A 13,205-nucleotide genomic window follows, 5' to 3' on the forward strand; every position below is an offset into this window, starting at 1 on the left:
CAGGTCATCAGGAGCGGTCATGAAAATTGTTTTATTGGGATTCGGCGGCATTGGGCAAGAGACGCTAAACGCGCTGTTAAGTACGACCGAGCGACGTGGCAGCGTCAATGAAGTCGTGATCATCTGCCGAAATACCGAAAAGTATTCAGCCGTTTGCGAAGATATTCTTGATGGCCTGCTGGCGGAAGCGCTCTTCTCACGCCATAACCGAACGTCTTTACCCAAGATTGTTGTGACGGATGACTACCGCCACATCGACGGGGCTGACGTGATCCTCTGTTGCTATGGCGTGCCTTCAACCTTTCCGATGCATGACCGCCAGGCGTTGCTGGACGATCACGTACGGCTCAGCGAGGCCATTTTTAGCCGAGCCAAACCCTTCATTGCTCCCGGTTGTCACATCATCAATGCGGTCAATCCGGTGGATAGCATCAGCTATTACATCGATAAAATCCTGCTCGACTCTCGCTGCCGGGTGATAGGTATCGGCGCCGCGCACAACACCGCCAGGCTGCTGAAAAGCATCTGCCGCATTTCCGGGATCGACATGCAGCGCATCGACGTGCGTAGCCTGACGGTCTGCGGCGAGCACGGCGCCGGATTGGTGCCCTTGCTCAGCCAGGTAACAACCGACGAGGGGCCGCTGAACCAGGTACTTTCGGCACAGGCGCTGGCGCAAATCGTCACCGATACCCGCAATCAAGGGTTGGACATATTTCACAAAATGCGGCGCCCTCCTAAATATGGCCCGGCCGCCTCCATTCTTATCTTGCTTGAGCGCATCATCCAACGGGACGAAACCCCCTGCTGCGGTTCGGTCTGGCTGCCGGAACTGGGCGTGTTCATGTCCTGGCCGCTGGCTCTGCGCGACGACGTCTTTACGCCGCTGCCGCTGATGCCCAATCAGGATGAACAACAACAAATCCACCAGGCGGCGCTCAAGTTAAAAAACATCATCCAAGGTTTTAGCTGATGACGACCGATCAAACCAGACAGATTTTCCGCGATCTCTACATGCCGTTACGCCCTGAGTATCGCTTTCTTTCGCCACTGTACGGGGTGATCTGGTGCCACAACGAACTCGCGGAAAAGTATTATCGTTTTCTTGGCGCCGATCACCCGATCGGCCAGGTGGCGCGCGCGTTGTTCTACCGCACTGACCTGGTCGAGTTTGACGTAAGCAAAGAGGTGAAGAACCCGTTCACCTGGTTTTCCCCCGCCACCCTTGCACGGCTGGTGGCTTTCATGAGCAGCCGGCGTTTCACCGACAATGATATCGCCTCGTTATATCAGCATGTACGAGATGAAACGGACTTTCACGATGCCATTGAGCAGCAACATCGGCTTTCTGTGCAAATACGCCGGCTGTGCGACAGCGTGCTGCAACAATTCGAGGACACAAAAGCGCAGATCGCCGCCGCGGAGAGCGAAGCGCTCGCCTTAGGCGCTCAGTTGAAAACGCAGGAAAAAGCGCTGAACCAGATCCTGCAACAGGCGGAAAACGCCGTTAAAGCGCAGCAGGCGCCGATCCAACAATGTCGAGCCGCGATCGCCGCGCTAAAAACCGGTAAAAAAGCGCTGGGCAAAAGCGCTGCGGAGAATAAAGAGGCGCAACTGTTGGCGCTCAATGCCGAAATCGCCGAGCTGGAAGCACGCGTGAATGCGGCGCAGCAAGAAGCCGTGCAGCAAGCCGGCCTGTTCCCCGCCTGGCAAAACGCGCTGGCCGCCGTCGAACATGCCCGCCAGCAAAAAGATGAAGCCACCTTGCGCGCCAGCATGCTGGCGGAAAATTTTACCGAAAGCACCGTCGAACGGCTGCAAACCGAGGGATTCAGCGCCGACTTCATCGCATTGCATCTGCCTTTCAACAAGTATCACCGCTATCTGCCGCGACGTGTGCAGGATTACGTCGGTATCCACTGCGCAGATCGCGACAGCTTGCTGGCCGAGTTGCACAACTTATGTCGTTTACTGATCGCGGCCAGCCGCACCGCCGGGCACGACAGGGAGGTGTTTCATTTGCTCAACGCGGCGCTGTGGCTGAAATGCAAGGGTAACTTCGGCAAATTGACCGCCTACATGCAGCAACTGCGGGAGCTGAGCGGGGAGCTGTTCGGCGAAACGGCGACGGGCGAGACGCACTTCCCCGATCGCTGCCATGACTATTACGATCGCGAAGTGTACGGCCGCTATTTTCCGCCGCTGTGCATCACCAAAACCTGCCGCCCCGCGCCGGATTCTGACGTCTCGTTCTCAGATTGCGGGGAGAGTTCGCTGCGCAACTTCATCAATGTCCTGGTGAAAAACCAAGCAAGCGCGCAGCTTGACGCCGGAATACTCAAACGCAGTGGCCTGGCTGTCGATCCGCGCGTCATCGCGTTCTATGAGAAAAACCCTCGTTTGGAAACGATCAGAAGCCAGGAAGTACATAACCAATGGGCTGAGATTGCCTCATCACTCAATGCGCGCGACAGCCGAATCAAATACCTGACGCCAGGCAAAGACGCCTATTGCGAGTTGGCCGCCGGCGGTAACAACATGCAGCATATGCTGCAAGCGCTATTGGGCGAAGCTGATATCACCACCATTTGCCGCCGAATCGCCTCCTCTTCCGGCATCGATATTCGTTGCGATCTCAGCGAATTCCACCCGGAACGGCACGATCTGGAAGACTTCACCAACGTTGTTCGCCTTGAATTCGACGGCAAATATGTCTTTCACTGGTATTTCCTCAAACAGCATTTCCGCTGCGCTTCGGCAGATCTGTTCAACGAAGAGGAAAATTATGTACGCCAGGCACTCGCCATGCTGAATGACGAGATGAAACAGGGCCGTCTGAATCGCGACCAGTTCCGCGCACTGCTCAGTTTCCATCTGAAAGAGAAGCCCGTGGCGCAAGTCAAAATGATATTCGACAGCCTTGGCGCTATCCTCGTCGGAGATGAAATGACGTTCTTGATGTTGGGTAAATTGAACTCCGTCGATTCCATGTTCGAATACTGCATGAACGTTCTGGCGATTCCAACGCTGGCGCATAGCACGCCAGTCTCGGCGACTGTCGCCGCGATTATTCAAGGCATCAGCCCGCATCCGGTTATCTTCGATCAGCGGAAAAATCTCATCGCGAGGATTAGAGAAGCCGGAGTGACGCCGTTACTCTCTCTGGCTAACCGATGGGAAAAGGAAAGTTTGGAAAAGGTGTAATACACTCGGTTCAACAGACGACGAGCAACATTTAAGGAGAAACCGCCTTGAGGTCAACATTCATCCCTTATTTCCCAAAAGAAATATGGGTTATCTTTATCGGGACGTTTTTGACGCGCGCCTGCTTTTTCATGATTTGGCCATTCATTACCATTCTCATGAGAAATAACTACGCGATGACTCCGGTGGAAATCGGCGTCATGATGAGCGTATCACTTATCGTGTCTATTTCTTTCGGCTATCTCTTCGGTGGCGCATCAGACAAATATGGCCGTCGCACGTTGATTATTCTCGGTGCAATTGCCGCTATCATTTCATTTAGCGTACTTGCGTTGGCCAACTCACCGGCGTGGTATTTTGTCGGTATTTTACTCAATGGCATTTCGCGCTCATTGATCGAACCCGCCAGCAAAGCGGTGATCGGCGATATTCTCCATGACAGGCAAGAGCGAGAACGCGCGTTGAACATTCGCTACTTCCTGATGAACGTGGGCGCAGCCGTAGGCCCATTAGTGGGTGTCGCTCTCGGGCTGACGGCGCAGAAGGCCACCTTCTTCGTCACCGCATTGTCGTTCCTTTGCTATTTGCTGCTGGTGCTCGCGGTATTCAAAGCGGGGCACGGTAAAGAAACGCGCAACGCCACCTTCTCGTTCATTGGCTCTTTGCGGATTATCTGGAACGATCAGGCGTTCAAGGTTTTGGTTGTCGCCAACATTTTGGTGATGCTGGTCTACGGGCAGATCGACGTGACGCTGCCGCAATACCTCATGATCAGCCAGGTGCACAACCCCGAATACCTGCTCAGCGTGCTGATATTCATCAATGCAGCTACGGTGATAACGCTGCAGTATTTCACCGAGCGCTTTACCCGTCGCATGTCATTGGCACTGAAAACCAGCCTGGGCGTGTTCTTTCTCGCGCTTTCACAAATTGTCTTCCTGCTGGTTTCCAGTGAAAGCTGGGTGCTGTGGTTGGTCGCCATGTTCCTGCTCAGCCTCGGCGAAGTCATCCTGTTCCCTACGCTCAATATACAAATTGATCGTATGGCGCCGTCTAACCTAAAAGGGGCTTACTTCGGCGCCGCCACGTTTTACGAATTTGGCCTGGCGCTCGCCCCTTTTGTCGGCGGTTTGCTGTTAAAACAAGGTGGCGGTGGCGCCCTGTATGCCGTGATGTTCTTTTTGTGCATCGGCGTCATCGTTCTTTATACTATTTCAGAAAGAATATCTGAGAAAAGAACGATAACCGCGTGACATTGTTAATCCGCTAATTAACGCCGCCCTTGTTTAAGCGTATTAACGGGGCGGCTTTATCGTGATATTAATCACAGTAAATAAATGGCGAAGGATATGCAGGTTATTATTTAACCGAACGATTTATTTAATAGCAAAAAATAAAAAAATCTATTTACATGAATGATTAGGAGATGTTATAAATTTGTTTATTGCAGGCGTGTAGCTCAGTGGTAGAGCGCTGTGTCATACTTCACAGAGGTCACCTGGTTCGATTCCGGTTGCGCCAACCAATATAAAACCCATTCCTTTCCCATTCTCTTTAATTATTTTTCAATCGAAATAAACCGGCAACAGTTTATATATTTACCCCCCTCTTTTCTTTCCATCACCCCGTTGCGTTCACCGGAAAGGTGAATAATTTATTAGCCAAACGCCGCACATTCCGTACAATCCTGTTCCTTCATCTGTTCTTGTCACAAGCCATCATCGTAAACCTATGGGGGACACTGATGGACAAACGTTTTATTCAGGCGCACCGCGAAGCGCGCTGGGCGCTGGGGCTGACGCTGCTCTACCTGCTGGCCTGGGGACTGGCGGCCTACCTGCCGGACAGCGCTATCGGCGTCACCGGCCTGCCGCATTGGTTCGAAATGGCCTGCTTACTGGTACCACTGCTGTTCATCGGCCTGTGCTGGCTGATGGTACGCACGGTGTTCCGCGACATTTCGCTGGAGGACCGCGATGCAAACTGAAGTGATCCTGCCGCTGATCGCCTACCTGCTGCTGGTGTTCGGCCTGTCGGTGTACGCCTACAGCCGCCGCCAGAGCGGGAATTTCCTCAGCGAATACTTCCTCGGCAACCGCTCGATGGGCGGCTTTGTGCTGGCGATGACCCTGACCGCCACCTACATCAGCGCCAGTTCGTTTATCGGCGGCCCCGGCGCCGCCTACAAATACGGCCTGGGCTGGGTGCTGCTGGCGATGATCCAGCTGCCGGCGGTGTGGCTGTCGCTCGGCGTGCTGGGCAAGAAATTCGCCATCCTGGCGCGGCGCTACAACGCCATCACTCTCAATGACATGCTGTATGGCCGCTACCAAAGCCGCCTGCTGGTGTGGCTGGCCAGCCTCAGCCTGCTGGTGGCGTTCCTCGGCGCCATGACGGTGCAGTTCATCGGCGGCGCCCGCCTGCTGGAGACCGCCGCCGGCATTCCTTACGACACCGGCCTGCTGATCTTCGGCATCAGCATTGCGCTGTACACCGCCTTCGGCGGCTTCCGCGCCAGCGTGCTGAACGACGCCATGCAGGGGCTGGTGATGCTGCTCGGCACCGTGCTGCTGCTGGTGGCGGTGATCCACGCCGCCGGCGGGCTGGACAGCGCGGTGAACAAACTGCAGCAGATCGACCCGGCGCTGGTGTCGCCGCAGGGCGGCGATCAGATCCTCAGCCTGCCGTTTATGGCGTCGTTCTGGATCCTGGTGTGCTTCGGGGTGATTGGCCTGCCGCACACCGCCGTGCGCTGCATTTCTTACAAAGACAGCAAGGCGGTGCATCGCGGCATTCTGCTCGGCACCGTGGTGGTGGCGGTGCTGATGTTCGGCATGCACCTGGCCGGCGCGCTCGGCCGCGCGGTGTTGCCGGATCTCAAGATCCCCGATCAGGTGATCCCGACGCTGATGATCACCGTGTTGCCGCCGTACGCCGCCGGGATCTTTTTGGCGGCGCCGATGGCGGCGATCATGTCGACCATCAATGCCCAACTGCTGCAATCTTCCGCCACCATCATCAAGGATCTCTACCTGGGCATACGCCCACAGCAGATCCACAACGAGCGGCTGATCAAGCGCTTCTCCAGCCTGACCACGCTGATCCTCGGTCTGCTGGTGCTGCTGGCGGCCTGGCGGCCGCCTGAGATGATCATCTGGCTCAACCTGCTGGCTTTCGGCGGGCTGGAGGCGGTCTTCCTGTGGCCACTGGTGCTGGGCCTGTATTGGGAACGCGCCAATGCTCAGGGAGCGCTTAGCTCAATGCTGTCGGGTGCGGTATGCTATACGCTATTGGCCAGCTTCAACCTGCAACCGGCGGGGCTGCACCCTATCGTGCCTTCGCTGTTGCTCAGCCTGTTGGCGTTTTATCTCGGTAACGTCGTCGGCGAAAAGCGCCAGGCGGCGTCATCATTACCCTCTTGAAGAGAATTGCTATGCCTTGGATCCAACTCAAACTGAACACCACCGGCAGCCAGGCGGAAGACCTGAGCGACGCGCTGGTGGAAAGCGGCGCCGTGTCGGTGACCTTCCAGGACACCCACGACAACCCGGTGTTCGAACCTTTGCCGGGTGAAACCCTGCTGTGGGGCGATACCGACGTGATCGGCCTGTACGACGCGGAAACCGATATGGCCGAGGTGGTGGCGATGCTGGAACAGCACCCGCTGCTGGGCGCCGGTTTCCGCCACAAGATAGAACAGCTGGAAGACAAGGACTGGGAGCGCGAATGGATGGACAACTTCCACCCGATGCGCTTCGGCGAGCGCTTGTGGATCTGCCCGAGCTGGCGCGACGTGCCGGATCCCGACGCGGTCAACGTGATGCTCGATCCGGGCCTGGCGTTCGGCACCGGCACCCACCCGACCACCGCGCTGTGCCTGCAGTGGTTGGACGGCCTCGATCTGGCCGGCAAAACCGTTATCGACTTCGGTTGCGGTTCCGGCATCCTGGCAATCGCCGCCCTGAAGCTGGGTGCGGCGCGCGCTATCGGCATCGACATCGATCCCCAGGCCATTCAGGCCAGCCGCGACAACGCGCAGCGTAACGGCGTTTCAGAGCGTCTGGAACTGTATCTGCCGAAAGACCAGCCGGCGGACCTGCTGGCGGACGTGGTGGTCGCCAACATCCTTGCCGGCCCACTGCGCGAGCTGGCGCCGCTGATCGGTTGCCTGCCGAAGGCCGGCGGTCATCTGGGGCTGTCCGGCGTGCTGGCCAGCCAGGCGAGCAGCGTTGCGCAAGCCTACGAAGAGCAGTTCACGCTCGATCCGGTCGCCGAGCGCGAAGAATGGTGCCGCATCACCGGCCGCCGCAAGTAAGCGCCACGGTCTATTGCCCCCTCATCCACCGGCCCAGCGCCGGTGGATTTTTTTTGTCCGGCGATCGGCCCGCGGGCGAGACAAAATTTTATGCAATTTTTCGCCGCTCAACGACGGATCGCCCTGACAATGCGCCTTCCAGGCAGGCTATTTCGGCAAAAAACGCAGGTGAATGCAGATAATATTCTGCGCAAAGGCGAATATTTTTCCGCACACAAAATAAGCACTTTTCGTCAACTTATTGTAAAATATATATAATATTTTTATGAAACACTGCGTAGCGCATTTTTCGTCCTAATATCGGGCCAATTGGTTAAAGTTTGGCCTTTCATCTCGGCGCAAAAATGCGTAATATACGCGCCCTTGCGGACACAGTATGGTCACTCTTTGTCTATGCGCATTGGACACCACCAGCTTACTAATTGCCTGATTGCGGCCCCGATGGCCGGTATTACAGATCGCCCGTTCAGAACCCTCTGTCATGCAATGGGTGCTGGGATGGCTGTATCCGAAATGCTCTCCTCCAACCCGGAGGTGTGGCGGACGGATAAGTCGCGTCTGCGTATGGTGCATAGCGATGAACCAGGGATCCGATCCGTGCAGATTGCCGGATGCGATCCTGATGATATGGCCGCCGCCGCGCGTATCAACGTGGCCAACGGCGCGCAGATCATCGACATCAATATGGGATGCCCGGCCAAAAAAGTGAACCGGAAGCTTGCCGGGTCCGCTTTGTTGCAGTACCCGGATCTTGTTAAACGGATCCTCCACGCGGTGGTTGACGCAGTGGATGTGCCGGTAACGCTGAAGATTCGCACCGGCTGGGCGCCAGAGCATCGTAACTGTGTAGAGATTGCCCAACTGGCCGAAAACTGTGGTATTCAGGCTCTGACGATTCACGGCCGAACCCGCGCCTGTCTGTTTAACGGCAACGCGGAATACGACAGCATTCGGGCAGTTAAGCAGAGTGTTTCCATTCCGATTATCGCGAATGGGGATATTACTGACCCGCATAAAGCCAGAGCAGTGCTTGACTACACCGGGGCCGATGCCCTGATGATAGGCCGCGCTGCTCAGGGGAGACCCTGGATCTTCCGGGAAATCCAGCATTATCTGGACACTGGGGAGTTGCTGCCGCCGCTGCCGCTTGGCGAGGTGAAGCGCTTGTTGATTGGGCACATTCGGGAATTGCACGGCTTCTATGGCCAAGGCAAGGGATTCCGGATTGCTCGTAAGCACGTGTCCTGGTATCTCCAGGAACACGCTCCGAATGACCAGTTTCGGCGCACATTCAACGCCATAGAGGATGCCAGCGAACAGCTGGAGGCGTTGGAGGCATATTTCGAAAATCTTAGCGTAAAAAAAGAGCTGACAGAACTATGTTCGAACAACGCGTAAATTCTGACGTACTGACCGTTTCTACCGTTAACTCACAAGATCAGGTGACTCAAAAGCCTCTGCGTGACTCGGTTAAACAAGCACTGAAGAACTATTTTGCTCAACTGAACGGTCAAGACGTAAATGACCTGTATGAGCTGGTACTGGCTGAAGTTGAACAGCCACTGTTGGACATGGTGATGCAATACACCCGTGGCAACCAGACCCGCGCAGCCCTGATGATGGGCATCAACCGCGGCACGCTGCGCAAGAAGCTGAAAAAATACGGCATGAACTGATACTAGTCAGTTAACGTGTTGAAAAGGCGCTTTATCTCATTTGATAAGCGCCTTTTTCTTTTTCTGGCTTGTGCCTACATTGGCGGTGCTTTACGCGGAATGCGCTTATCAATATACCCGGCAATGAAATAGCAAATACCCGCCACGCCCGCGATCATCACGTAGCGCGTCCACCCGTCCAACGCTACACCCAGGCTATCCAGCCCGCTCAACACCACAAACACCAGCAGACCCAAGATCACCGATGCTCTGCCTGTCCAGGTGGGTGAGGGTGTCAATAAACGCCTTATCCAATAGGGCCTCATAGGGCTTCCTTCTTACTTGCGACGGAGTCGCCAATCGATGAAGGATACTCTCACGTTTTAATCAGGGCGACAAAGCGCGGTATCGGCTCTGGATTGCAGGCAATAAAAAAGGCCGCTACGCGGCCCTTGGGGTAAAAGCGAAGACCTTACTCGGTCGCTTTGTTCTTGAGGCTTTCCGCCCCTTGCTTGGTCTTGTCCCAAGCCTTCTCCGTACCCTGTTTGGTGGAGTGCCAGGCCTTTTGCGAGCCTTCGCTCACTTTGCTGCCGACGCTGTCGCTTTTGCCTTCGGCGGCGTGTTTGGCTTTCAGCTTCAGCTCCTCACCCTTGTCCTGAGACTGGTGCAGCTTTTCTTTGGCGGTATCCGCCCCTTTGTGCGCTTCAGCAACGACCTCGTTGCTGGCGTGGGCGGCGGTGTCGGTCGCGGTTTCAGCGGCGAACACCGGGGAAGCGAGCAGCAGTGCAGACAAGGCAATGATTGATTTCTTCATAAGTCCCTCTTTTCTCAAATACGTGCCATTCGTTATGAAACAAGATGGCATGAAACGCCCCTTGAACGATTTAAGAATAGGACTAAAACCAAAAAAATCGATATAAAATTTTATTACCAATATTTTTATTGATTTTTTATGCCACCAAGCAGCATGAGCGGGAAAGCGCACGAAAAAGTTAAATTTTTCCTGTCACAAAACTATAATTTGTACGAATTTTTAACAAGCACCAACAGGGATGGATTCTATGGTTGCCGCGATCATTATCGGCATTTTTATCATCAGCTTCCTCTACGCCCACTCCCGCGGCAAAGAGAAACAAAAGCTTACCCGCCAACTGTTCGATCACTCCACCTTTATGGGGCCGATCAACATGTTTATGACCGGCTTCTCCCGCTTGCCCGCCAAACAGCCCTACTTCGACGAAAAAGGCTTCCCGGAGCTGCAGACGCTGACCGACAACTGGCAGGTGATCCGCGAGGAAGCGGTACGCCTGCAGGATCACATCAAAAAGGCGCAGTCGCACAACGACGCAGGGTTCAACACTTTCTTCAAGCGCGGCTGGAAACGTTTCTATCTGAAATGGTACAGCGACAGCCACCCTTCGGCGCAGACGCTGTGCCCAAAAACCGTCGCGCTGCTCAACCGCATCCCGTCGGTCAAGGCGGCGATGTTCGCCGAGCTGCCGCCCGGCAGCCATTTGGGTAAACACCGCGATCCTTACGCCGGTTCGGTGCGCTATCACCTGGGGCTGATGACGCCCAACGACGACCGCTGCTTCATCGAGGTGGACGGCGAGCAGCACAGCTGGCGCGACGGCGAGGCGGTGATCTTTGACGAAACCTACGTGCACTGGGCACAAAACGCCACCGATCAGACGCGCATCATTCTGTTTTGCGACGTCGAACGGCCGATGAAATGGCGCTGGGCGCAGGCGGTCAACCACTGGGTCGGCGCCACGCTGATGTCGGCGGCCAGCTCGCCGAACGACGATCAGGATCGCACCGGCGGCATCAACCGCATCTTCAAGTACGTCAACGCGGTGCGCGATGCCGGCCAACGCCTGAAGGCGCGCAACCGCCGCGGTTACTACCTGCTGAAGTGGCTGGCGATCGCCGCCATTTTCGCCGCGATTATCATTCCCAGCCTATAAAACGAGCCAATCATCAACTCAGGGGCAACGCGAATGAGAATATTCGCATGCCCCTCTTCCGCCACACCCCGTACCCTGTGTTAACATACACGTTCCTAGAGCCGCCTCCGCTGGCCAACAGCTATCCCTCCGAAGCCTGATAGCAGCGCAAACCGCCCTTCGAATGTAAATGTTTAGTCAATTATGGAATTCCGACTAAACCCTGGCCGTACTTGGGTGTCTGAGTAGTCGTATCGCTATCGAGTGGAACCTTTATGCGTTACAGCTTGCTGCCCCCCTTTAACGTATAAAAAGAGTTTCTATGAAATCAGCCAAAGCATTTCAACTGGCCTTGCTGCACCCGCGCTACTGGCTCACCTGGTTCGGTCTCGCCCTGCTGTTCCTGCTGGTCCAGCTCCCCTACCCGTTGCTCAATCGGCTGGGAGTGTGGATGGGGCGCACTTCGATGCGATTTCTCAAACGCCGCGTCACCATCACCCGTCGCAACCTCGAGCTGTGCTTCCCCGAGATGGACGAAGCGCAGCGTGAGCGCAAGGTGGTGGGCAACTTCGAATCGCTCGGCATGGGCCTGTTGGAAACCGGCATGGCCTGGTTCTGGTCGGATAAACGCGTCAAGCGCTGGTTCAACGTCTCCGGCATCAACCACCTCAAAATGGCGCAGCGCGACGATCGCGGCGTGCTGGTGATCGGCGTGCACTTTATGTCGCTGGAGCTGGGCGGCCGGGCAATGGGTCTGTGCCAGCCGATGATGGCGATGTACCGTCCGCACAACAACAAGGCGATGGAGTGGGCGCAGACCAAGGGTCGCATGCGCTCCAACAAGGCGATGATCGATCGCAAGGATCTGCGCGGTATGGTGCACGCGCTCAAGCGCGGCGAGGCGGTATGGTTCGCGCCCGATCAGGACTACGGCCCGCGCGGCAGCGTATTCGCCCCGCTGTTCGCCGTCGATCAGGCCGCTACCACCAGCGGCACCTTCATGCTGGCACGCATGGCCAACCCGGCGCTGGTGCCGGTGGTGCTGATCCGCCGCGAACGTGGCCGCGGCTACGACCTGCTGATCCAGCCTGCCCTGGAAGACTATCCGCTCAGCGACGAACAGGCGGCGGCGGCTTACATGAACAAAGTGATCGAGAAAGAGATCATGCGGGCGCCGGAGCAATACATGTGGCTGCACCGCCGCTTCAAAACCCGACCGGCCGGTGCGCCCTCGCTGTACTGACCCTCTTTTTTTCAGCCCGGCCACGCCGGGCTTTTTTGTGCGCCACGTTTAAAAAGCGGCGGCTCGACACTCTACTTTCCTGTAATCTCCTTTTTTACCCGCACAGGAAAGGAAATGATGAAAGCTCAAGTTCGCATTGCTCTGGTCGGTGATTACAACCCGCAAGCCGTGGCCCATCAGGCCATCCCCGTGGCGCTCCAGCTCGCCGCCGCCCATCTCGACATCGACGTGCAGCCCCAGTGGCTACCGACCGACACCCTGACCGCCCCCGAAACGCTGCAAAATTTTGACGCCATCTGGGTGGTGCCGGGCAGTCCGTATCGTTACGACGACGGCGCCTTTATGGCGATCCGTCATGCGCGGGAAAACGACGTGCCGTTCCTCGGCTCCTGCGGCGGTTTTCAATACGCCATCGTCGAATACGCCCGCAACGTGATGGGCTGGCACGACGCCGGCCATGCGGAAACCGACAGCGGCGGCCGGTTGGTGATCGCCCCGCTGAGCTGCTCGCTGGTGGAAAAAACCGGCGACATCGTTTTTCAGCCCGAGACCCGCGTCGCGCAGGCCTACGGCAGCCTGAACACCCATGAAGGCTACCACTGCAACTTCGGCGTGAATCCGGAGTTCGTCGCCGATCTTGAGCGCTTCCCGCTGATGATCAGCGGCCACGACACCGAAGGCGACGTGCGCGCCATCGAACTGCCGGGCCGGCGTTTTTATGTCGCCACGCTGTTCCAGTCGGAACGCGCCGCGCTGCGCGGCGAGCTTTCACCGCTGGTGGTGGAACTCGTCAAAACCGCCGCCAACGGGTAAAAAAAAGCCCTCTTGCGAGGGCTTCATTG

At 56.5% G+C, this 13,205-nt stretch carries 13 protein-coding genes and 1 tRNA gene; 12 read left to right on the forward strand and 2 right to left on the reverse strand.

Annotation, left to right across the window (positions count from 1 at the left end; genetic code table 11):
- Positions 1-19: 19 nt before the first annotated feature.
- The 9 genes from C9411_RS11815 to fis all read left to right on the forward strand — a co-directional run bounded on the left by C9411_RS11815 (position 20) and on the right by fis (position 9,195).
- Positions 20-973, forward strand: a complete 954-nt coding sequence (locus tag C9411_RS11815; protein WP_063988553.1) for a malate dehydrogenase — start codon at positions 20-22, stop codon at positions 971-973.
- On the forward strand, positions 973-3,204 hold the full coding sequence (locus C9411_RS11820) for a hypothetical protein (protein ID WP_107227102.1): 2,232 nt from the start codon (positions 973-975) through the stop codon (positions 3,202-3,204). The genes C9411_RS11815 and C9411_RS11820 overlap by 1 nt, the downstream gene beginning before the upstream one ends.
- A 47-nt stretch (positions 3,205-3,251) precedes the next feature.
- The gene (locus tag C9411_RS11825) at positions 3,252-4,457 is read left to right on the forward strand and encodes an MFS transporter (protein ID WP_107227103.1); all 1,206 of its coding nucleotides are present in this window, start codon (positions 3,252-3,254) and stop codon (positions 4,455-4,457) included.
- Positions 4,458-4,652: 195 nt separating this feature from the next.
- Positions 4,653-4,729 (forward strand) — tRNA-OTHER (locus C9411_RS11830).
- Positions 4,730-4,948: 219 nt separating this feature from the next.
- Complete coding sequence (locus C9411_RS11835; protein WP_004936865.1) at positions 4,949-5,191, forward strand: YhdT family protein; 243 nt, start codon at positions 4,949-4,951, stop codon at positions 5,189-5,191.
- Entirely contained in the window at positions 5,181-6,626 is a 1,446-nt protein-coding gene (panF, locus tag C9411_RS11840) for a sodium/pantothenate symporter (RefSeq protein ID WP_107227104.1), read from the forward strand. Before C9411_RS11835 ends, panF begins: the two co-directional genes overlap by 11 nt.
- 11 nt (positions 6,627-6,637) lie before the next feature.
- Complete coding sequence (gene prmA / locus C9411_RS11845) at positions 6,638-7,519, forward strand: 50S ribosomal protein L11 methyltransferase (RefSeq protein ID WP_063988549.1); 882 nt, start codon at positions 6,638-6,640, stop codon at positions 7,517-7,519.
- 393 nt (positions 7,520-7,912) lie between these two features.
- Positions 7,913-8,917: a tRNA dihydrouridine synthase DusB gene (gene dusB / locus C9411_RS11850; RefSeq protein ID WP_107227136.1), complete on the forward strand. Its 1,005-nt coding sequence runs from the start codon at positions 7,913-7,915 to the stop codon at positions 8,915-8,917.
- A complete protein-coding gene (gene fis / locus C9411_RS11855; RefSeq protein WP_000462905.1) occupies positions 8,899-9,195 on the forward strand; it encodes a DNA-binding transcriptional regulator Fis in 297 nt (98 codons plus the stop codon). The genes dusB and fis overlap by 19 nt, the downstream gene beginning before the upstream one ends.
- Before the next feature lie 74 nt (positions 9,196-9,269).
- Here fis and C9411_RS25710 read toward each other — a convergent pair whose 3' ends face one another.
- Together C9411_RS25710 and C9411_RS11860 are read right to left on the reverse strand one after the other, a co-directional pair.
- Complete coding sequence (locus C9411_RS25710; protein WP_158263877.1) at positions 9,270-9,437, reverse strand: hypothetical protein; 168 nt, start codon at positions 9,435-9,437, stop codon at positions 9,270-9,272.
- A 209-nt stretch (positions 9,438-9,646) separates the two neighbouring features.
- Positions 9,647-9,988, reverse strand: a complete 342-nt coding sequence (locus C9411_RS11860; RefSeq protein WP_016930249.1) for a hypothetical protein — start codon at positions 9,986-9,988, stop codon at positions 9,647-9,649.
- Positions 9,989-10,235: 247 nt separating this feature from the next.
- Here C9411_RS11860 and lpxO point away from each other — a divergent pair, with 247 nt between their 5' ends.
- The 3 genes from lpxO (at position 10,236) to C9411_RS11875 (ending at position 13,176) form a co-directional block, all read left to right on the forward strand.
- Complete coding sequence (gene lpxO / locus C9411_RS11865) at positions 10,236-11,141, forward strand: lipid A hydroxylase LpxO (protein WP_107227105.1); 906 nt, start codon at positions 10,236-10,238, stop codon at positions 11,139-11,141.
- A gap of 301 nt (positions 11,142-11,442) precedes the next feature.
- The gene (lpxP, locus tag C9411_RS11870) at positions 11,443-12,363 is read left to right on the forward strand and encodes a kdo(2)-lipid IV(A) palmitoleoyltransferase (protein ID WP_063988546.1); all 921 of its coding nucleotides are present in this window, start codon (positions 11,443-11,445) and stop codon (positions 12,361-12,363) included.
- 114 nt (positions 12,364-12,477) lie between these two features.
- The gene (locus C9411_RS11875) at positions 12,478-13,176 is read left to right on the forward strand and encodes a CTP synthase (RefSeq protein WP_172837458.1); all 699 of its coding nucleotides are present in this window, start codon (positions 12,478-12,480) and stop codon (positions 13,174-13,176) included.
- Positions 13,177-13,205 lie beyond the last annotated feature (29 nt).

Origin of the sequence: Serratia sp. Nf2 (assembly GCF_003028435.1) — a bacterium.
Lineage (GTDB): Bacteria > Pseudomonadota > Gammaproteobacteria > Enterobacterales > Enterobacteriaceae > Serratia > Serratia marcescens_L.